Source organism: Streptomyces sp. NPDC002055 (assembly GCF_040296705.1).
In the GTDB taxonomy this organism is placed as follows: Bacteria; Actinomycetota; Actinomycetes; order Streptomycetales; family Streptomycetaceae; genus Streptomyces.
Genome location: NZ_JBEOXS010000096.1, coordinates 1 through 18,571 on the forward strand (window position 1 = coordinate 1; position 18,571 = coordinate 18,571).

The 18,571-nt window shown below is 71.8% G+C and carries 19 protein-coding genes and 4 pseudogenes; 11 read left to right on the plus strand and 12 right to left on the minus strand.

The window, feature by feature from the left end; genetic code table 11:
• Positions 1-194: 194 nt before the first annotated feature.
• Together greA and ABT112_RS33130 are read right to left on the minus strand one after the other, a co-directional pair.
• Positions 195-692: a transcription elongation factor GreA gene (greA, locus tag ABT112_RS33125; RefSeq protein ID WP_351515510.1), complete on the minus strand. Its 498-nt coding sequence runs from the start codon at positions 690-692 to the stop codon at positions 195-197.
• A gap of 230 nt (positions 693-922) precedes the next feature.
• Positions 923-1,336, minus strand: coding sequence for a DUF4307 domain-containing protein (locus tag ABT112_RS33130; RefSeq protein ID WP_351515511.1), 414 nt, complete (start codon positions 1,334-1,336; stop codon positions 923-925).
• 125 nt (positions 1,337-1,461) lie between these two features.
• Between ABT112_RS33130 and mca the strand changes: the two genes are divergently transcribed.
• Both mca and ABT112_RS33140 read left to right on the plus strand, forming a co-directional pair.
• Entirely contained in the window at positions 1,462-2,334 is an 873-nt protein-coding gene (gene mca, locus ABT112_RS33135; protein ID WP_351515512.1) for a mycothiol conjugate amidase Mca, read from the plus strand.
• A 4-nt stretch (positions 2,335-2,338) separates the two neighbouring features.
• On the plus strand, positions 2,339-2,644 hold the full coding sequence (locus ABT112_RS33140; protein ID WP_351515513.1) for a hypothetical protein: 306 nt from the start codon (positions 2,339-2,341) through the stop codon (positions 2,642-2,644).
• Between the two features lie 265 nt (positions 2,645-2,909).
• Here ABT112_RS33140 and ABT112_RS33145 read toward each other — a convergent pair whose 3' ends face one another.
• Both ABT112_RS33145 and ABT112_RS33150 read right to left on the minus strand, forming a co-directional pair.
• Positions 2,910-6,212 (minus strand): tetratricopeptide repeat protein, encoded by a 3,303-nt coding sequence (locus ABT112_RS33145; RefSeq protein ID WP_351515514.1) that lies wholly within the window; start codon positions 6,210-6,212, stop codon positions 2,910-2,912.
• A 182-nt stretch (positions 6,213-6,394) separates the two neighbouring features.
• Complete coding sequence (locus tag ABT112_RS33150; protein WP_351515515.1) at positions 6,395-7,117, minus strand: SDR family oxidoreductase; 723 nt, start codon at positions 7,115-7,117, stop codon at positions 6,395-6,397.
• Positions 7,118-7,261: 144 nt separating this feature from the next.
• Between ABT112_RS33150 and ABT112_RS33155 the strand changes: the two genes are divergently transcribed.
• A complete protein-coding gene (locus tag ABT112_RS33155; RefSeq protein ID WP_351515516.1) occupies positions 7,262-8,245 on the plus strand; it encodes a helix-turn-helix domain-containing protein in 984 nt (327 codons plus the stop codon).
• Between the two features lie 120 nt (positions 8,246-8,365).
• Here the strand turns inward: ABT112_RS33155 and ABT112_RS33160 are convergent, their stop codons facing one another.
• Complete coding sequence (locus tag ABT112_RS33160; RefSeq protein WP_351515517.1) at positions 8,366-8,785, minus strand: MarR family winged helix-turn-helix transcriptional regulator; 420 nt, start codon at positions 8,783-8,785, stop codon at positions 8,366-8,368.
• A 96-nt stretch (positions 8,786-8,881) separates the two neighbouring features.
• Between ABT112_RS33160 and ABT112_RS33165 the strand changes: the two genes are divergently transcribed.
• Entirely contained in the window at positions 8,882-9,709 is an 828-nt protein-coding gene (locus ABT112_RS33165) for an SDR family oxidoreductase (protein WP_351515518.1), read from the plus strand.
• Positions 9,710-9,821: 112 nt separating this feature from the next.
• On the opposite strand, the gene ABT112_RS33170 is transcribed toward ABT112_RS33165, so the two are convergent.
• Positions 9,822-10,613 carry an SDR family NAD(P)-dependent oxidoreductase gene (locus tag ABT112_RS33170; protein WP_351515519.1) on the minus strand — a complete coding sequence of 264 codons (792 nt, stop codon included), beginning with the start codon at positions 10,611-10,613 and terminating at the stop codon, positions 9,822-9,824.
• A gap of 181 nt (positions 10,614-10,794) precedes the next feature.
• On the opposite strand from ABT112_RS33170, the gene ABT112_RS33175 reads away from it, so the two are divergent.
• Complete coding sequence (locus ABT112_RS33175) at positions 10,795-11,361, plus strand: TetR/AcrR family transcriptional regulator (RefSeq protein WP_351515520.1); 567 nt, start codon at positions 10,795-10,797, stop codon at positions 11,359-11,361.
• A gap of 220 nt (positions 11,362-11,581) precedes the next feature.
• Here the strand turns inward: ABT112_RS33175 and ABT112_RS33180 are convergent, their stop codons facing one another.
• Together ABT112_RS33180 and ABT112_RS33185 are read right to left on the minus strand one after the other, a co-directional pair.
• Positions 11,582-12,763 (minus strand): FAD-dependent oxidoreductase, encoded by a 1,182-nt coding sequence (locus ABT112_RS33180; protein WP_351515521.1) that lies wholly within the window; start codon positions 12,761-12,763, stop codon positions 11,582-11,584.
• Between the two features lie 276 nt (positions 12,764-13,039).
• Positions 13,040-13,462, minus strand: coding sequence for a TetR family transcriptional regulator C-terminal domain-containing protein (locus ABT112_RS33185; protein ID WP_351515522.1), 423 nt, complete (start codon positions 13,460-13,462; stop codon positions 13,040-13,042).
• A 149-nt stretch (positions 13,463-13,611) separates the two neighbouring features.
• Here ABT112_RS33185 and ABT112_RS33190 point away from each other — a divergent pair.
• Positions 13,612-13,659 (plus strand): annotated as a pseudogene (locus ABT112_RS33190) (hypothetical protein); the annotation flags it as partial.
• A gap of 190 nt (positions 13,660-13,849) precedes the next feature.
• Positions 13,850-13,999, plus strand: a pseudogene (locus ABT112_RS33195) (SUKH-3 domain-containing protein); the annotation flags it as partial.
• Positions 14,000-14,026: 27 nt separating this feature from the next.
• On the opposite strand, the pseudogene ABT112_RS33200 reads toward ABT112_RS33195, so the two are convergent.
• Positions 14,027-14,480 (minus strand): annotated as a pseudogene (locus ABT112_RS33200) (Uma2 family endonuclease); the annotation flags it as partial.
• Positions 14,481-14,568: 88 nt separating this feature from the next.
• On the opposite strand from ABT112_RS33200, the gene ABT112_RS33205 reads away from it, so the two are divergent.
• The 4 genes and pseudogenes from ABT112_RS33205 to ABT112_RS33220 all read left to right on the plus strand — a co-directional run bounded on the left by ABT112_RS33205 (position 14,569) and on the right by ABT112_RS33220 (position 15,717).
• On the plus strand, positions 14,569-14,931 hold the full coding sequence (locus ABT112_RS33205; RefSeq protein WP_351515523.1) for a type II toxin-antitoxin system RelE/ParE family toxin: 363 nt from the start codon (positions 14,569-14,571) through the stop codon (positions 14,929-14,931).
• Complete coding sequence (locus tag ABT112_RS33210) at positions 14,928-15,245, plus strand: helix-turn-helix domain-containing protein (RefSeq protein WP_351515524.1); 318 nt, start codon at positions 14,928-14,930, stop codon at positions 15,243-15,245. Before ABT112_RS33205 ends, ABT112_RS33210 begins: the two co-directional genes overlap by 4 nt.
• Positions 15,246-15,354: 109 nt before the next feature.
• Positions 15,355-15,513, plus strand: a pseudogene (locus ABT112_RS33215) (DUF255 domain-containing protein); the annotation flags it as partial.
• A 54-nt stretch (positions 15,514-15,567) separates the two neighbouring features.
• Positions 15,568-15,717 carry a hypothetical protein gene (locus tag ABT112_RS33220; RefSeq protein WP_351515525.1) on the plus strand — a complete coding sequence of 50 codons (150 nt, stop codon included), beginning with the start codon at positions 15,568-15,570 and terminating at the stop codon, positions 15,715-15,717.
• A 240-nt stretch (positions 15,718-15,957) separates the two neighbouring features.
• On the opposite strand, the gene ABT112_RS33225 is transcribed toward ABT112_RS33220, so the two are convergent.
• The 3 genes from ABT112_RS33225 to ABT112_RS33240 form a co-directional block, all read right to left on the minus strand.
• Positions 15,958-16,644, minus strand: coding sequence for a hypothetical protein (locus ABT112_RS33225; protein WP_351515526.1), 687 nt, complete (start codon positions 16,642-16,644; stop codon positions 15,958-15,960).
• Between the two features lie 224 nt (positions 16,645-16,868).
• Positions 16,869-17,228 (minus strand): hypothetical protein, encoded by a 360-nt coding sequence (locus ABT112_RS33230; protein WP_351515527.1) that lies wholly within the window; start codon positions 17,226-17,228, stop codon positions 16,869-16,871.
• Positions 17,229-17,953: 725 nt separating this feature from the next.
• Positions 17,954-18,391 (minus strand): hypothetical protein, encoded by a 438-nt coding sequence (locus tag ABT112_RS33240; protein WP_351515529.1) that lies wholly within the window; start codon positions 18,389-18,391, stop codon positions 17,954-17,956.
• Positions 18,392-18,571 lie beyond the last annotated feature (180 nt).

Consider the following 18,571-nt stretch of genomic DNA (forward strand, 5'->3'; position numbering starts at 1 on the left):
GTCCGAAGTCCGGAGCCTGCGGCTGCCCGCCCTGCTGTCCGAAGTCCGGTGCCTGCGGCTGCCCGCCCTGCTGCCCGAATCCGTGAATCCGGGACGGCGGCGGGCCGGGCGGTAACGCGGGGCACGACGAGGCCCCCGGCGCTCCTTGGGGCGCCGGGGGCCTCGTTCCGTCCGCGGGGGCGGCGCGAGCGCGCTCAGCCCTGGTACGGCTTGGCCTCGAGGATCTTCACCGACGCCTTGCGGCCGTTCGGCAGCTCGTACTCCGCGTCGTCGCCGACCTTCTTGTCGAGGACGCCGCTGCCCAGCGGGGACTGCGGGGAGTAGGTCTCGATGTCCGAGCTGGCGTACTCGCGCGAGGCGAGCAGGAAGGTGAGGGTGTCGTCCGGGTCGCCGTCGAAGGCGATGGTGACGACGGTGCCGGGGGCGACCACGCCGGTCGCGGCGGGGGCCTCTCCGACCTTCGCGTGCTCCAGCAGCTGGGTCAGCTGGCGGACCCGGAGTTCCTGCTTGCCCTGCTCCTCCTTGGCGGCGTGGTACCCGCCGTTCTCCCGCAGGTCACCCTCTTCCCGAGCCGCCGCGATCTTCGTGGCGATTTCGGTACGTGCGGGACCCGACAGGTACTCCAGCTCGGCCTTCAGCTGGTCGTACGCCTCCTGGGTCAGCCAGGTGACGTTGTCGCTGGTCTGGGTCACAGGTGCTCCTCGTCGGTACTGGGGATACAAAGCAACGCCCTACCCGGAGGGTTGCGCCTTCACCGGTGGGCGAAACCACGAGCCTAACAATTCCCTAGGAAAAGGGGGAGGAGGAAACGGTTAAAAACGCGTCAATGCAGGTCAGTGCGGGTGGGTGGCCGATGCCCCGAGCTCGTGCGCCCGGTCGCCGCGGAGGGCGGAGCGGAGGGTGCCCGGGCGGTCCCGGGCTGTCAGCCGGAGGCCGCCGTCGGCGTGCAGTCGACCAGCTCCGTGGCCGTCGCACGCCCCGTCGTCCGGATCGTCGCGACCTTGTCCACGCGGCTCCGGCGCTCCTCGAAGCGGATGTCCTTGCGGCCCACCTCGCTGCCGTCCTCGGCCAGTGAGCGGACCGTGCAGACACCGTCCGTGTGCGCGTCCTTACGGACCTCGAGGTGGACCTCGACGGCCGAGTCCGTGACGACCTTGGACTTGATCACCTCGCCGCTGACGGCCTCGCCGGCGATGTAGGAGAAGCCCGACCAGCAGATCACCGCCAGCAGTGCCGTGCCCAGCACCGCGCCGACGATCTTCAGGGTGCGGTCGGCGCGGGCGTCGGCGGAACGGCCGTACCGCCCCTCCGGCAGCTCTGCGCGCGTGCCGCTCATGGTCGTTCCTCCCGCGATGTGGACCGCGGAATTTACGGCCCGTCGTTTCGGTCACTATAGAAGGCGCCTTCTCCAACCGTGGGAGAGGGCTGCGACCCATGACTTCAGGATCCGAGGATCGAGTCTTGACCGAGCAACTGCGATTGATGGCGGTCCACGCCCACCCCGACGACGAGTCGAGCAAGGGCGCGGCGACCATGGCCAAGTACGTGTCCGAGGGGGTGGACGTGCTGGTCGCGACCTGCACGGGCGGTGAGCGCGGCTCCATCCTCAATCCCAAGCTGCAGGGCGACCCCTACATCGAGGAACACATCCACGAGGTGCGGGCCAAGGAAATGGACGAGGCCCGGCAGATCCTGGGCGTCAAACAGTCCTGGCTGGGTTATGTGGACTCCGGCCTTCCGGAGGGGGACCCACTGCCGCCGCTGCCCGACGGGTGCTTCGCGCTCCAGGACGTCGACGAGGCGGCGGGCGCGCTGGTGAAGCTGATCCGCGAGTTCAGGCCGCACGTGATCACCACGTACGACGAGAACGGCGGCTACCCGCACCCCGACCACATCATGACCCACAAGATCTCCATGGTGGCCTTCGACGCCGCGGGGGACCCGGAGAAGTACCCGGGGACCGGGGAACCGTGGCAGCCGCTGAAGCTCTACTACAACCAGGGCTTCAACCGGCCGCGGACCGTCGCCCTGCACGAGGCGCTCCTCGCCCGGGGCATGGAGTCGCCGTACGGGGAGTGGCTGAAGCGCTGGAAGGAGTTCGAGCGCGTCGAGCGGACGCTGACCACGCACGTTCCCTGCGCCGAGTTCTTCCCGATCCGCGACAAGGCGCTGATCGCGCACGCCACGCAGATCGACCCCGACGGGGGCTGGTTCCGCGTCCCGATGGAGCTCCAGCAGGAGGTCTGGCCCACGGAGGAGTACGAGCTCGCGAAGTCGCTCGTGGACACCTCCCTCCCCGAGGACGACCTCTTCACGGGCATCCGGGAGAATTAGCCGCATGACCTCTGCGACCACTCAGCTCGCCATGACGCATCTCGTCCCGCTCGCCAAGGAGCTGGACGAGAAAAAGGTGACGCCCGGCGTCCTCGGCTTCATCGTCTTCGCGCTCATCGGCGGTGCGGTGTGGCTGCTGATGAAGAGCATGAACAAGCAGTTCACGAAGATCGACTTCGAAGAGGCGCCCGCCGCCTCCGCCGCGGGTGCCTCCGCCGCGGGTGCCTCCGCCTCGGGTGCCTCCGCCTCGGCGGAGCGCACGGCCGGCGCCTCCTCCGGCCGGTCGAAGGACAAGCCGAAGCAGGACTGACCGGCGGGGCGGAGGACGGGCCGGTCGCGGACGGTCCGGTCGCCGACGGGCCGGTTGTCGACGGGCCGGAGCGGGACCTGACCGGCCCGTGCGGACGGTCCGGAGCGGGACCGACCGGCGGGCCGAAGCAGGACCGCTCGGCGGGCCGAAGCACCGCTCGGCCGCTCGGCCGACCGGCCGACCGGCCGACCGGCCGACCGGCCGACCGGCCGGGCGGTGGGCGAGCCGGAACGCGGCCGGCCACCCGCCCGGCCCGGGCGTCGGGCTACCCCGGCGCCGGCCCCGGCTCCTGGCCCGTGGCCGCCACGGTCACGCCCATCACCTCCCGGGAGTGGCGGTTCGGCACCATGCCGAGCCGCCACGCCTGCCAGCCGGTCTCCGGTTCGACACCGCGCTCCAGGATCAGCGCGTACGCCTCCGCGCAGTCCTCCAGCTTCCCGTCGCGCATCGGATGCGCGTCCCGCAGCAGCTCGGCCAGCTCCTCCTGGGCCACCGCCGTGCCGACCACCGATCCGCCCGGCGACGTCAGCGGCAGCAGCGTGCAGCGCAGGAAGCGGGACCAGTCCTCACCGCGCCGGTCCCCGTACTCCACGAACAGCCGGCCCGCCTCCTCGGTGAGGTCCAGGGCCTGCGCGGACCGGCCGTTGCCCGCGTCGATCACCGCGAGTTCGAGGCAGGACCAGGCCTGGCCGTGCGCGACGCCCACCCGCTGGAAGTCCTGCCGGGCGTCCTGGAGCAGCTGTCGGGCGAAACCGCTGTTGAGCAGGCTCCCCGTCCGGGCCGCGCGCTGGTCACGGGTGACCCGGCCGGAGTGGTGCCGGGCGCAGGCCAGCCCGTAGGCGTCCCGCATGCGGCTGAACATCGTGCGGGCCCGCTCCAGCTCCCGGACCGCCTCGTCGTGCTCGCCCCGCTCCTCCAGGGCCTGGCCGAGGTAGTAGCGGGTCCACGCCTCACCCCGGGCGTCCTCGTTGTCCGCGTGCCGCGACAGCGCCTGCCGCAGCTGGTCCGCCGCGGTGCCCGCGTCGGAGTCCACCAGCCGGGCCCGCGCCAGCTCCGTGAGCGCCCAGGCCTCGCCCCGGCCGTCGCGGGTGCTGCCGTACTCCTCGAGGGCCTGCCGCAGCTCCTGCTCGGCGTCCGGGACGGCGCCCAGCCGCAAGTGGACCTGGCCGAGCTGGAAGTGCGCCCACGCCTGGCCGTGCACGCTCTCGCTGCGCCGGTGCAGCTCCAGTGCCGTGTGCAGCATCTCCAGGGCTTCCGCGACATGAGCCCGGTCGCGCTCCACCGCCGCCAGAGCGTGCAGCGTCCACGCCCGGTCACCGCTCAGCTCCTCGCCGGTCTGCATGTCCAGGGCTTCCCGGAGCTTGGCCGCGGCCTCCGGGAGATTGCCCTGGTGGTGCAGGGTGATGCCGAGGTCCCGCAGCGCGCGGGCCGCGCCGGAGGGGTGCTGGGCCTCGAAGTACAGATCCACCACGGACGACAGGGTCGTGCGGGCCTTGTCCAGCTCGCCGAGCTGGCGTGCCGCGACACCGGTGCGCCACTGCACCGACCGCACCAGCAGCCCCCGGTCGGCGGCCTTCGTCAGGTCGCTCAGCTCGCCGAGCCGGTAGAGGTCGCCGCGGAGCAGGCAGTAGTCGCACAGCGCGCCGAGCAGGTGCAGCACCGCCGACTGGTCCACGTCCTCCGCGTGCCGCAGGGCCGCGGTGATGAAGCTCGACTCGTCGTCCAGCCAGCGCAGCGCCGCGTCGAGCGAGGTGAAGCCGTGCGAGCCCGCGGGACCGTGGGACACCAGGTCCGCCCGGGTCGACGTCTTGCCGTCCACCAGCCGGATCACCGAGTCCGCGAGCTCCGCGTAGCTGCGGATCAGGCGCTCCTGGGCAGCCGACCGCTCGGCCGGGTCCTCCTCGTCGAGGAGCCGGGTGTGGGCGAAGCGGCGCACCAGGTCGTGCAGCCGGTAGCGGCTGCCGCGCACGTGCTCGATCAGCCCGGCCCGGGACAGTGCGGTCAGCCGCCGCACGGCCTCCTGCTCGTCGGTGGCGAGCAGCGCGGCGGCGGCCGCCGCGCCCAGGCTGGCCCGGCCCGCCAGGGACAGCCGGCGCAGCAGCCTGCGCGCGGCCTCCGGCTGGTCGGCGTAGCGCAGGCGCAGCGCCCGCTCGACCGGGTCCGCCGCGGCGCAGGCCGCCAGATCGTCCGCCAGACCGCTCGGCGTCCGCGCGCCGAGCGCGGATCCGGCGACCCGCAACGCCAGCGGCAGCCCGCCGCACAGCTCGCGGATCCGGTCGCCCGCGGCCATGTCGTAGGGGCCCGCCGACCGCTCCGCGACCGCCTTCAGCAACTCCTCGGCCCCGGCCGCCTCCAGCGGCTCCACCGCCAGCTGGTGGACCCGGGCGGGGAACTCCGGCGGCAGGTCGAGCGGGGTGCGGGCGGTGACCAGCAGCAGGCTGTCCGAACGCTCCGGCAGCAGCACGCGCACCTGCTCCGGATCGGACGCGTCGTCGAGGACCACGGTGACCGGCAGCCCCGCCACATGCCGGTGGTACAGCTCGCTCAGCCGCTTGACCTGCTGCTCCGGGGAGGACCGCTCCCGGAAGAGCAGCTGTTCGCGGGGCGCGCCCAGCCGGTTGAGCAGATGCAGCAGGGCGTCCCGGGTGGGCAGCGGGGGCTCCTCGGCGCTGTCCCCGCGCAGGTCCACGACGCAGGCGCCGCGGAACTGGTCGCGCAGATGGTGCGCGGCCCGCACCGCCAGGGTGGTCCGGCCGGAGCCCGGCGCCCCGTGCAGCACCACCACCGTCGGCACCGTCTCCGTGCTCGCCCGGGACGCGTGCACCCACTGCGCGATCTGCAGCAGCTGGGCCCGGCGGCCCGCGAACGGGCCGTCCTCCTCGGGGAGATGGCCGAAGGACTGCTGCAGGACGCTCCGCCGGAGCGCCGCCGCGCTCTTGTCGCCGCCGCGCAGCTGTGGCCCGCGGCCGGCCGAGGCGCCCTGGCCCCGCGCCGCGGGAATCCCGGCCCCGGTGTCCCGCCGCGTGGCCGCGGCGAGCATCCGCTGCTGGTCCAGGAACGGCCGGATCCCCCGCACCTCCAGCGCCGTCAGCCACTGCAGGCGCAACTGCTCCGCGCCGCCCGGTCCGCCGCGCAGCCCCGCCTGCCGGCGGGCCGACGGCCGGCGCTCCGCCGTGCGTCCCAGCACCGCGGCCGCGCCGCCCGCGACGGCCACCGCCGCACCGGCGGTCAGCGCCGTCCCGGCCGTGGTGCCCGATCCCAGGTCCGCGCCGAAGGCCGTCACCGCCGCCACCGCGGCCACCAGCGCGGGCGTGCCCAGGGACCGGCGGGAGAGCCGTTCGCCGGGCGGCCGTTGGCCGCCGGACTCATCCAACTCCCGTAGATACGCCTCGTATTCCTCGGCCGCCGACGCCGCCATGCTGTCCAGCGCTTCCCGTGCCCGCGCCAGCAGCACCGCCCCGTCCGTGCGGCCGCCGGAGCGCCGCACCTCCTCCTCGACGGCGCGGGTCAACAGCCGCTCCGCGTCCGCCCGGTGTCCCTCGCGCAGGACAGCCAGTGAGCCCGTCATGGGCCTCCCCCTCCACCAGTGGTGTCGCCTACGGAAAGTCTTCCGCGTCTACGAGATTTCCGCGCACCCTGTGGATAACTCGCATGAACGGCTGGATGGGACAGGACGGGAGGCGTAGGGGAGACGTCCGGGACGGGGACGGCGCCTCGTCGAGGGCGGCCGTTCTCGCGACGCCGTGCCGGTCAGCCCTCCTGGCCGGTGGCGGCGAGAACGATCTCGCGGATGGTGACGCTCTGCGGCTGGTGGTAGGCGTAGGCGATGGCCTCGGCCACGGACCGGCTGTCCAGGGCACCCCCGGCGGACTTCTTCCACTCCTCGTAGTCCTGCTTGATCCGCTCGTCGCTGGTGTGGGAGAGCAGTTCGGTCTCCACGGCGCCGGGCGCGATGGTGACCACGCGCACGCCGGAGGAGGCGACCTCCTCGCGCAGGTTCTCCGACATGGCGTGGACGGCGAACTTGGTGCCCACATAAGCGGTGTGGTTCGGGAAGGTCTTGCGGCCGGCGACGGAGCTGACGTTGATGATCGTCCCCCTGCCGCGGGCGAGCATGCCGGGAAGGACGGCGCGGATGCCGTACAGCACGCCCTTGACGTTCAGGTCGATCATCCGGTCCCATTCCTCGGCGTCCTGGTCCGCGATCCGGTTCAGGAGCATCGCACCGGCGTTGTTGACGATCGCGTCCGCCGGCCCGAACCGCTCCTCGGCCTCGCGCACCGCGTCCCGGAGCGCGTCCCGGTCGGTGACGTCGACCTTGCGGCACAGGGTCTCGGGCAGACCGAGCTCCTCCAGCTTCTCCAGCCGCCGCGCGAGCAGCAGCAGCGGGTGGCCCTGGCCCGACAGGAGGCGGGCGGTGGCCGCGCCGATGCCGGAGCTGGCACCGGTGATGACGATCAGGGGCTTGGACATGGTGGTCCCTTTCAAGAGCGGATACGAACGGGAGGCACCATCCAGGAGACCATCACGGGGACCACGCCGGGCGCCTGGAAAGGGGGTTTGTCAGGCCCCCCTTCCACCGCGCCGCAGTAGCACGCACCCACCTACGCTGAACGGATGAGCACGTCAGCAGGGCGTGAGCCCAACCTCGAGCTGCGCGACTTCCTGCGCTCGCGCCGGGCCCGGACCAGCCCCCACGAGGCCGGCCTGGGCCCGGACACCGGCCCCCGCCGGGTGCCGGGACTGCGCCGTGAAGAAGTGGCCCGGCTGGCCGGCATCAGCGTCGACTACTACGTGCGGCTGGAGCGCGGGCGCAGCGTGAACGCCTCCGCGCAGGTGCTGGACGCCATCGCCCGCGCGCTGCGCCTGGACGCGGCCGAGCACGCCCATCTGTTCGACCTGGCCTGCCCCCGGCCGGGCTCGGCCCGCCGCCGCGCGGTGCCGCCGCAGCGCGTACGGCCCGGACTGCTGCGGCTGCTCGACTCCCTGTCCGACATCCCCGCGATGATCATGGGTCACCGGCTGGACGTGCTGGCCGCCAACCCGCTCGCCAAGGCCCTGTACACCGACTTCGACGCGCTGCCGCACCGCGACCGCAACCTCGCCCGGTTCATCTTCCTCGACCCCGCCGCCCGTGACCTGCTCGCCGACTGGGAAACCGCGGCCCGCGGCACGGTGTCCGTCCTGCGCCTGTACGCGGGACACCACCCGCACGACCCCCGCCTGACCGAGCTGATCGGCGAGCTGTCCGTGCACGACGAGGACTTCCGCCAGTGGTGGGCCGACCACGACGTGCTCCAGTACACCCACGGCACCAAGCACTACCGGCACCCCGTCGTCGGCGAGCTGGCCCTCGACTACGAGACCCTCCCCCTGCCCGACGACCCGGACCGGGCCCTCTACCTCTACACCGCCGAACCCGACACCCCCTCCGCACACGCGCTGCGCCTGCTGGGCAGCTGGGCGGCGACGGATTCCACGGCCGAGCGGACGCCGCACACCACGCCGAACCCCGCGCCGGACACCGGGGCCACCGCACGCCCCGGCCACCCGGACGACGCCGCCGACACACCGCGCAGCAGCACCGGCCACGACCGCTGACCTGCGGACCCGGCTCTCGCGCGCGTGCCGGACGCGCCGGGCCTGCGGGGCGGCGTGCCCGCAGGAGTCACCTCTCTCAAGGCACTCGCCACGCTGAGCGCGGCTGCCCGTCGGCGGGTGTCAGGCGTCCAGGACCCCTTGCAGCAGCTCACGCAGGAACTCGCGCTGCTCCGTGCTGAGCTGGGCCAGCGGGGCGGCGGCGAAGGGCATCCGGGCGCGGAGGTCGGTGACGACGGTGCGGCCGGCCTCGGTGGCGGCGACGCGTTTCACGCGGCGGTCGCCCGGATCGAGGCTGCGCTCGGCCAGGCCGCGGGACTCCAGCCGGTCGATGATGGCGGTCACGTTGGAGGGCTCCGCGTGCAGCCGGTCGGCGATCCGGCGCGTCGGGACCGGCTCTTCGGCGGCGAGCAGCGCCTTGGCCTGGAGCGGGGTCAGCCCGTGCGCGGACGCGGCGGCCTCGGCCTCCTGGGTGTAGCGGCGGGTGATGGCCGCGATGAGGCCGACGATCTCCCTGGTCAGCTCATCCGGTGCATGGGACATGCCGCGCAGTCTACCGATGTATTTGACAACGTGAAATAACGGGGCCCATAGTTATGCCCAACCTTAGTTATGGTTCATAAGTAGATGGGTCCGCAGATGAGCACCAGCACCAAGACCGTCCTGATCACCGGCACCTCCTCCGGCATCGGCCTGGCCACCGCCGTCGCCGCCGCGCGGAGCGGCTGGCACGTGATCGCCACCATGCGCGACACGGCCAAGGCGGGCGCGCTGCGGGCGGCGGCCGAGGAGGCCTCGGTCGCCGTCGACGTCCGGGCGCTGGACGTGACCGACCCGGCCTCGATCGCCTCCTGCCTGGCCGGCGTCGACCGGCTGGACGCCCTGGTCAACAACGCCGGCGCGGGTCACCTCGGCACCCTCGAGCAGGAGAGCGTCGAGGACGTGCGGGCCGTCATGGAGGTCAACTTCTTCGGCGTGCTGCACGTGACGAAGGCGGCCCTGCCCCTGCTGCGGGCGAGCAAGGGCCGGGTGGTGACCGTGACCAGCGTGGGCGGCCTGATCGGCCAGCCCTTCAACGAGGCCTACTGCGCCGCCAAGTTCGCGGTCGAGGGCTTCATGGAGTCCCTCGCGCCGGTTGCGGCGACGGCCGGTGTGTCCGTCAGCGTGGTCGCGCCGGGTGCGGTGGCCAGCGAGTTCGTCAGCAACGTGGGCGTCCGCGACGACGTCCTGGAGCAGGCCGGGCCGTACGCCCCCGCGCTGTCCGCCTATCTGGAGCGCACCCGTGGCGCCTTCGCCCACGCACAGACCCCGCAGGACGTGGCCGGGCGGATGGTCGAGCTGCTGGCGGCCGAGCGGCCCGCCTTCCGGGTGCTCCCCTCGGACGCCGCGCGCGCCTTCGCCGAGGCGAAGCTCAAGGACCTCGACGGTGCGGCGGTGCAGACGCTGACCAGCGGATGGGTGGCCTGAGCGCTCCGGCAGGGCGTTGCGCGGCGCCTGGTCCGGCGGGCAGTGGCACGGCGGGAACGGTGCTCCCGTGGCGGCGCCGCCCGGTGGCCTCCGGCGGCGCCGCGGCAGCCGGCTACCGCCGGTCCCGATGGGCCGCCGCGACCTGGTTGATGGTGCGCTCGGCACTGGAGCCGCGCTGTGCCTTCTCCGCGAAGCCGGGGAACTGCCCGGCGAGGGCGCTGAGCACCTTCAACTCCACCGGCGCGACATTGACTTCGCACAGATCGCGCTCGACGGCCCGGACCACTCCCGCCACCACCTGGGCCGGGGAGACCATGCGCACGCCGGTGGGCGGGGTGGCGCCCGTGGCGGCGAACATCCCTACGTCGCGGACGGCGCCGGGCTGGACCAGCGAGACCCCCACCCCCGTGCCGTGCAGGTCCTGGCGGAAGGAGAGCGCGAAGCCGCGCAGCCCGAACTTGGCCGCGCTGTAGAGCGAGGAGTACTTGGTGGCCGTCTTCCCGGAGGTCGAGCCGACGAGGACGATGTGGCCCCGGCCCGCCTCGACCATCCGGGGTGCGAGCGCGCGGGCCAGCATGACGGGGGCGCGCAGATTCACCGTCAGCGCGCGGTCGATCTGCTCGGGCGTGTAGTCGAGGAGATCGCCGGTGGAGGGCAGCGCGGCGTTGGCGATCACGATGTCCGCGTCGCGGGCGGCCCGGGCGAGGTGGTCGACCTGGTCCGGGTCGGCGAGATCGGCGGTGACCGCCCGGGCGCCGAGTTCGCCGGCGAGCGCCTCCAGGGGCTCGGCGCGGCGCCCGGAGAGGATCAGCTCGGCCCCCTTGGCGGCCAAGTCGCGAGCAAGGGCCTGGCCGATGCCGCCGACGGCCCCGGTGAGGAGAACGGTTGATCCTGCGATGCGCATGGTGCGAGCCTCTCGAATACTGTTCGTTCGAACGAACAGCATGAAGGCGGGGTGACCGTGTCAACCGCGGCGCATGCGCCCGCCCGCACCGCGCGACCGGGGGCGTCCGTGGCGGGTACGGCCCCGCTGACCTCGGCTACCGCCGTCCCACCGCCGCCGCGCCGGTGGCACAATGACCGCCATGTCCAAGTCCTCCGGAACCCGGCAGAGCATCATCGACGCCGTCCTGCGCATCATTGGTGAGGACGGCGTCGCCGGGGTCACCAACCGGCGGATCGCCGAGGAGGCCAAGGTCTCCCTCGGTTCGGTCACCTACCACTTCACGACCCAGCACGAGCTGCTGCGGGAGAGCCTGCTGCACTTCGTCGCCGAGGAGACCCGGCGCTTCACCGAGCTCGCCGACCAGTGCGAGACCGAGGGGATGGACGTCGACCGGGCCTCCGCCACGGTCGGCCAGGTCGCCGGGTGCACGCAGACCGACGGCAGGTACATCGCACCCTTCGAGCTCTACGTCCAGGCCGGCCGCGACGAGCGGCTGCGCACCGCGGCCGCGCAGTGCTTCGCCGCGTACGACCAGCTGGCCGCCCGGATCCTCACCGGTCTCGGCGTACCGGACGCCGAGCGCCTGGCGAGCACCGCCGTCGCGCTGGTCTTCGGACTGCAACTGCGCAGCCTCGCCACCGGCCTGCCCGCCGAGGAACTCGTCGACGCCCTGATGCTGCTGGCACGCGGGGCGCAGCACGCCTGATCCGCGCTGCCGGTTCGTCCGGTCGCGCCGGGCCGCCGGAGGGGCGCCGTCGGACGGGTGTCATCGCCGCGGCGCTGCGGCGGCTCCGGGTGAGCGCTGCGGCCGCTCCGGAGGAGTGCAACGGCTGCTTCCGGTGAGCGCGGGCCCGGACGGCCCGCTGCCGGGCCGCGGGCGTGGCCCGGCCCGCTCGCCTCATGCGGTCACCGAACGTGGAAACGGATCATCCGGTTCGCGTGACGGGCGGGACGACGGTGCGCAGATCGAGGTTCCAGTCCAACTGGTGGGCCAGCGTGTCGTCGCCGGGACGCTGGGGCGCCGGTGCCCCGCCGGGGCGCGAAGCGGTGCGCGTTCCGCGGGAGATCTGTCCGCTGGCGGTGATGTTGTGCTCGACCCGCGGGCGGCGGCACGCCTCGTAGAGGGAGAGCCCGCTGTCGAGATCGGGCGTGTCCCGCAGGGACTTGGCGAGGACGACGGCGTCCTCCAGCGCCATCGAGGCCCCTTGGCCCGTCGCCGGTGAGGCCGCGTGCGCCGCATCCCCGATGATCAGCGTCCGTCCGGAGTGCCAGGGGGTGCCGAGCGGAATCTCGGTGGCGTTGGTGGCCATGAGGTCGTCGGTGGACCCCGCGACGATGTCCGCGGCGGGGGTGGCGTCCCGGCGCAGCATCCCGACGAGCCGCTGCCGCCAAGCGGACGGTGCGGGGTCTGCGAGTTCCCCGGCGGGGACGGGGTCCCCGCCGACCCGGGCGAACCAGTACGTCTCCCCGTCCGGCGAGACCGCGTAGCCGAAGGCGGTGCTGCTGCCCCGCACCATGGTGATGTGCCCCGTGTCCTCCGCCGCCGGGGTGCCGCGCGTGTAGCCGTAGTAGACGCTCTGCCCCGCGTGGACGGGCTCGGCGCCGGGCGCGATCGATCGCCGGACGGTCGAGTTCAGGCCGTCCGCACCGACGAGCAGATCGCCGGTCGCGACGCTGCCGTCGGCGAAGCGCGCGGTCACCCCGCCCGGGCCGTTCTCCACGGACACCAGCCGTGCGCCGTGCGACAGTCCGATGCCCCGGCGCAGGGTCTCGGCCTGCAGGGCGGCGTTCAACTCGCCCCGGCGCAGGCACCGGTACCGCAGGAGCGTGTCGTCGGCCTCTCCCAGCGGCACCTGGGCCGTTTCGCCGCCCCGGTCGTCGAGCAGCCGCATGGAACGCAGCGGAAAGCCGAGCGCGGTGACCACGTCCGAGGCGTCGAGCTGCGCCAGCGCACGCATTCCGTTGCTCGCCAGGGTCAGGAACGCCCCGATGTCCTCGGCCGTGTCACGATGCGCTTCGTGCACGGCGACGTCGAATCCCGCCTTGTGCAGGGCCAGCGCGGTCGCCGTACCGGCAATTCCGCCACCGATGACCAGGATGCGTGTCACGTACCAGTCCGCTCTTCCGCGTAGGTCCCGTCGGGCGTCCGGGTCCCATGATGCACCGGTCGCGGCGAAGCCGTCGTGCCGCTTCTGGTGTCCGACCGAATGCGACGGTTGCGACTGGCTCGCGCTGCACACCGTCCTTCGGGGTCACGGCATCGTCGGCCTCCCATTTCGGCCTGACGGCATGTCGGTTGCGCGTGGTCCCGACGGAACGCCGCCCCGTCCCGCCCGATCGGCCGTCCGGGCCGCGTCAGGACGGCGCCCGAGCGGTCTCAGGCTTCATGGTGCAGGAGCGCCCGTGGCGTGGCGTGGCCAGGCGTTGAGAGCGATGTCGACGACCCGGTGGAGTTCCTCCCGGCCGGCGCCCCCTGCCGCTTGGACCGAGATCCCGTACGACACCATCGCGATGTAACGGGCCAGGTCCCCGGCATCGGTGCCGGCCGGCAGTTCACCTTCGGCCTCGGCCCGCTCGAACCGTTCGCGCAGGCGGTCCTCCCCGGCGCGCCGGCGTGCGGCCAGCTCCTCACGGGCCACGGCTCCCTGGCCTCCCGCGACGAGGGCTCCTTGCACGATGAGGCAGCCGCCCGAAGGGTTGTCCGGTGCGGTCGTGACCTCGGCAGCGCCGCGCAGCAGCCGCTCGGCGACGGCGCGCGCGGTGGGCTCGTGGAGTGCGTCGAGAGCGTGCTGGGCGGGCCCCTCCACGTAACGGTCGACAGCCTTGCGGAAATGGGGGCGGCCCGGGACCTGGCGCCCCGGGGCATCACCGTCAACGTTGTCCAGTCCGGCTCGGTGGCAACGGACATGCCCCCCCGACCGGCCCCTTCGCGGACGCTCGGCGCGCGGCCAACGCCATGGGCCGCTTCGGCCGCCCGGAGGAGATCGCGGCGGGAATCGTGTTCCTCGCCAGTCCACAGGCGTCATTCGTCACGGGTGCCGTCCTCGACATCGACGGCGGCTATCTGGCCTGATGGCCCGACGCCGGGCAGGGGATCGATCGGGGTCGCGTCCACCGTGTCCGTCATACCAACATGTGTGCTGGACCGGTTGGGAATCACGGCGGTGACTTAGCGATACGGCGGTGACTGAGCGATGCAGAGCGGATCCGGGCAGCGGTGGTCGACGGAGACCGAGCGGCTGCTACGGAAGGCGGGCTGGCGTCCGGGGCGTTCGGTGCCGACGGCGGAGTGGGAGCGCGTGCTGCAGGAGCACGACGAGTTCGAGATCCATCCGGACGCGCAACGCTTCCTGGCTGAGTTCGGCGGGCTGTCAGATGGTTCCCAAGTCGACGGTGACGGAGAAGGGCACGGCAGCCTTGATCACGCCGGTGAACATGTCGCCGTCCCGGTAGGCCTTGGTGGCGGGGTCGAGAACGTAGGTGCAGACGATGGGGACACCGGTGGCAGCCTGTTCGACCCGCCAGTAGAAGGGGATGCCGGGCGTACTGGTCCACCTTCACGATCCGGTCGGTGGTCTCCGAGCCGGGCGACACGACCTCGACGACCAGGAGCAGATGTTCGGGGCGGGTGGGCGTGAGGTCGAGGGTCTCCGCCTGGTAGACGATGACGTCCGGGCGGCGGTTGGTGAGCGGAACGTCCTGCAGGCGGACGTCGAAGTCCGTGTCGGCGTTCCAGTCCGGGCCTGCGGCGGTGTCCAGGGCGTTGGCCAGGATCCGGGCCAGCCGGTTGTGCCGTTTGGAGGCGTTCGGGCTCACGACGACCATCCGTCCACGATCTCACTGAGCGGTAGAGGTTGGTTCCGTCGGGCATGGGCACGGGCGGTGGAGTATAGCGTTTGCTATACTCCACCGGGTGGATGCCGAATGGGAGATCTTCCTCGTCGACGAGGTGCGTGAGTGGATCGACTGCCTTGAGGGCCCAGCGCACGCCAGAGTGGTTCAGGCGCTGGATGCGCTGGCGGAGGGCGGGCCAGGGCTGGGACGTCCGCTGGTGGACACTATTCACGGCTCCTCGATGGCGAACCTGAAGGAATTGCGTCCCGGCACGGTGCGGATCCTGTTCGCTTTCGACCCGTGGCGCTGCACCATTCTGCTGGTGGCGGGGGACAAAGCGGGGCGGTGGAATGAGTGGTATCAGGAGGCCATTCCGCTGGCTGAAGAGCGATACGAGATCTATGTGAAGGAACGAGCCCAGGAAGAAGGAGGGCGATCGTGAGCGGCTACACGCGCTGGCAGGACATCCGCGCTGAGAATGTTGCCCGCGCCGGCGGTGAGGAGGCGGTGCGGGAAGGTAAGGAGGAGCTCCTCGCGGAGATGACCGGGCGCCGTCTGGCGGAGTTGCGACGAGCCCGCGGACTCACCCAGCAGGACGTGGCCGATCGTATGGGCGTCACCAAGGGGCGCGTGTCGCAGATCGAGCGGGGGCACGTTTCAGGGCAGGACGTTCTCGCACGTTTCGCCGTCGCGCTCGGCGGACGTCTTCACCAGGCCATCTACTTCGACGATGGCGACATCGCTGCCATCGCCTGAGCCGGGCCTGTGCCGTGTGACGATGCCCGGTAAGTGCAGTTCGGCCGAGCGGGGCGGAGCCCGCGCGGGCCTCGCTGACGAGGTGGGGCACTGTGAGAGGCTGGCTCGTATGAACCGGCTGGCTGGCGTGACCTCGCCTTATCTTCTTCAGCACGCTGACAATCCGGTCGACTGGTGGCCCTGGGCGCCGGAGGCTTTCGAGGAAGCGCGGCGGCGCGATGTGCCCGTTCTGCTGTCGGTCGGCTACTCCGCGTGCCACTGGTGCCACTGCACTTAGACAACCAGGTAGCTCTGACCTGGTGTGTTCACAGGGAGCACCAGTATGGACACGTGCGATGAGGAACTGAACCACAAGATCGATGCTTGGGTCCGAGAGCAACTGGCGGCTTCGCCGGAGTGGGAGCCCGAGCAGTACGTCACCATCCGCCAGCATCTGGAGGGCAGCTCCCCAGCCGCCGGTACTGACGAGTAGGTGCGGTTCACGGGACCGGATCTGCCGCGTGCGTGGACCGGCAGGCCCACGCACGCGGTGCCAGATGGCCGGGGGAAGACGTATCGGTTCCGTCTTGCGAGCCCCGGCCGGGACATTGCGGCGAGTCACCCAGGAGTAGCGGGCGAGGGGCAGCGTGCTCGGCATGGTTGCCATGCGGAAGGAACTCCGCCTCGTCCGTTCTTGTGGCGCCGTCGTGCGCCATCACTCGGCTGTGCCTGGTTACTGGCCGGCGGTGTTCTGTTCGTCTGCGGCCGTGACCGTGGCGGGCTTCCCGTCCTGGACTTGCTGAAGGCGCTTCAGTGTCGCGGCGAGCATGGCCTGCGCGCCCGAGGGGTCGCCGCCGGTGTTGCCGTCGACCTTTACGCGGATGTTGGCCTTGCCCGAGCGGCTGTACCCGTAGACGCTGTCCTCGCTGGCGCCCGGGTTGATCACGAGCGTGCTCTCTTCGCCCACGGACGGCTTGGTGGGCTGCTCCTTGCTCGTCTCGGTGCCCTTCCACGACATGTAGGCGTTGTGTGCGTCCTCGGCCGTGTCAAAGAGGCAGATGTCCACGGAGGCCATGTTGAGCGTGGAACCGTTGTATTCGTAGTCGGCGTTGCTGCCCAGCGCCCATCCCTTGGGGATGGAGTCCTCTTCCGTGGAGTTGCAGTACTCCCCCTCCTCCGTCACCGACTTGCCGTCGTGCGGGGAGTACCCGGGCAGCGTCTCACCCTCGCCCAGCAGCGCCTGGGTGATGGCTCCCTGGGGGAGGTTCTTCGTGATCGGCTTCGGGGCCGCCGAGGAGGCCGCCTTATCACCGCCCGACGAGCCGGTGGCCGAGGTGGACTCGCCGCCGTCGGAGGAGCAGGCGGTGAGCGCGGTCATCCCGACGAGGGCAGCAACAAGCGAGAGTCGTACACGTGGCATGAGCACAGCCTAACCAACAGTGATCACAAGGCAGCCAGCCCGCTTTCACTAGGCAGTTTCGGTGCAGTGGCGGTCGTCCTCGCGACGCCAGAGGCGGGCCGATGCGAGCCCAGTCTTCGATCCGCCGACCATGCCGGCCGACGAGGTCGGAACGATCTCTACCCGTTGAAGTACGGCAGTGACTCACCTGCGGCGCCCTGACGCGCCGTGCCAATCGGCTGCGGTCACGCAGTGGGCTGGCACGGTGCTGTCCAGAGCGCCGTGGCGACCTGCGTCCAGCCCTCATCGGTACGTGCGTCGCCTCGCGCGCTAGCTGCGACCACGAACCCGTGCTTCTCCAGGTGCTGTACCGCTGCCTCCCTCGGGAGGACCGGCACCTCGCCTTCGACGGCGATCAGGTACCGCCCCGGATCGTCGGGATGCGCCTCGGTCAGAACATCCGCAGGGCCGAGGTCGATATTGGGCCCCGCTACGACTGCGCGGTCAGGGCCGATGACCGACATCGTCCACCGGCCGCGGTAGCTGCTGACCTCGGCGTTGTACAGCGACGGCATGCCGCTGTGGCTGGGGTGCACATTGGGCATGACGTCACTCCTCTGACACGTACGCGCCCGCAACCTGCGGTGCGACGTCTCGACGGTAACGGAGGGGGACGCGCCCTGCGCCGCGGTGGTGGTCAGGAGATCACCACAGGCTCAGTGGCCTACCCGCCGCGATAGCTGCACCGATGCGCGCGACGACTCCGGACTCACCTTCCCCGCGTTCCTGGCCGGCGCGGACGGCGGCTCCGATGGCACGCGACCGACCGGCAGGACCTCGGAGGTCGGCCAGCGGGCTTCCCGGGTCCTTCCGGCGGGCCAGCCACTCGGCTCGATTCTCAGCGGGCGTACCAAGGCGTAGGTGCTCGGGCCGCTGGCAGGAATGGTTGTCGCAGGTGTGACACACAGTGGGGTTGTCGTTGCCCCAGCCGAGACGCGGGATGACACCGTGCACGAGCTGATATCCGTACAGATGGCCAGGTACGGTGCCACGTCGGGTGCGGCCGGGTCGTGAAGCCGCCCGGAAACTGGCATGTCCCGTGCTGGAGATGCCCGCCGTCCAGAACCAGCAGCCGGAGGTCGAGGTCGTTCGGTAGACCTTCGCCCAGTATCGAGACCGCACCGCATCGTCGGTGAGCCACACGGTCCACTCAACAGCGGGCACACGAACGGGCGTTGGGTCTCCGATGAGGGAGAGCTGTTCGTCAACGGCCTCGGGCCCGGACCGTACCGCTGCGAGCGGGAACAGTCCGGGTCCGAGGCCGTCTTGTTCAGGCGGCATCGACCGTTCCGTCATCGGCGGAGACAACCGCGGCCGGCGCGGCGGGAGCCGCTGTTGCCTCCGTCCGGGAGGTTCGGGTGCGGCGGGTGCGCGGACGGTCGGCACGTGCCCGTAGCTCCTCGATCACCTCCTTCGCGCGAGCAGCGGTAACAGGCTTCGCGTCCCGTTCCAGCTCCTCTGCCGATACCCCCAGCAACTCCGCCACTAGGTCCGCGTCGTTGTCGAAAAGCCGTAGGGCCGCCGCCGCAGCCTCCCTTGCCGCCAGGTCGGCTTCCTCCTTCGCCAGGGCTGCCTTCTCCGCGCCCTCGCGGGTGGACAACACCGTCGCCACGGCCGTTTCTCGCGTCTTGGCCTTGAGCGCTTCGACGGCTCGGACTCGCCGTCGAAGCTCCGCTGCACTCACCGGCGGTGTCGCTGCGTTGCTCACCTGTTCCCCAGTCCTGTTCGTAGTCGGTGCTCGTCGAGCGCACCGTAGGCACAGGTCCGCGGACATCTCGAACGTGAGGTCGGTTGGGTGCCGGCGGGGGCGGAAAGGCTGCCTCCGGCGGGTCCTCCTCGGAGGGGGTGGGGGCTGGTCGGTCGGGTGCCGCGCCGTCGTGGTGCGGGT

What these genes read in the sequence shown, in the direction of transcription:
- ABT112_RS33130 (WP_351515511.1), bottom strand. Translation starts at nt 1,336, where the DNA reads ATGAGCGGCACGCGCGCAGAGCTGCCGGAGGGGCGGTACGGCCGTTCC.
- ABT112_RS33140 (WP_351515513.1), top strand. Translation starts at nt 2,339, where the DNA reads ATGACCTCTGCGACCACTCAGCTCGCCATGACGCATCTCGTCCCGCTC.
- ABT112_RS33145 (WP_351515514.1), bottom strand. Translation starts at nt 6,212, where the DNA reads ATGACGGGCTCACTGGCTGTCCTGCGCGAGGGACACCGGGCGGACGCG.
- ABT112_RS33150 (WP_351515515.1), bottom strand. Translation starts at nt 7,117, where the DNA reads ATGTCCAAGCCCCTGATCGTCATCACCGGTGCCAGCTCCGGCATCGGC.
- ABT112_RS33155 (WP_351515516.1), top strand. Translation starts at nt 7,262, where the DNA reads ATGAGCACGTCAGCAGGGCGTGAGCCCAACCTCGAGCTGCGCGACTTC.
- ABT112_RS33160 (WP_351515517.1), bottom strand. Translation starts at nt 8,785, where the DNA reads ATGTCCCATGCACCGGATGAGCTGACCAGGGAGATCGTCGGCCTCATC.
- ABT112_RS33165 (WP_351515518.1), top strand. Translation starts at nt 8,882, where the DNA reads ATGAGCACCAGCACCAAGACCGTCCTGATCACCGGCACCTCCTCCGGC.
- ABT112_RS33170 (WP_351515519.1), bottom strand. Translation starts at nt 10,613, where the DNA reads ATGCGCATCGCAGGATCAACCGTTCTCCTCACCGGGGCCGTCGGCGGC.
- ABT112_RS33175 (WP_351515520.1), top strand. Translation starts at nt 10,795, where the DNA reads ATGTCCAAGTCCTCCGGAACCCGGCAGAGCATCATCGACGCCGTCCTG.
- ABT112_RS33220 (WP_351515525.1), top strand. Translation starts at nt 15,568, where the DNA reads ATGGACACGTGCGATGAGGAACTGAACCACAAGATCGATGCTTGGGTC.
- ABT112_RS33225 (WP_351515526.1), bottom strand. Translation starts at nt 16,644, where the DNA reads ATGCCACGTGTACGACTCTCGCTTGTTGCTGCCCTCGTCGGGATGACC.
- ABT112_RS33230 (WP_351515527.1), bottom strand. Translation starts at nt 17,228, where the DNA reads ATGCCCAATGTGCACCCCAGCCACAGCGGCATGCCGTCGCTGTACAAC.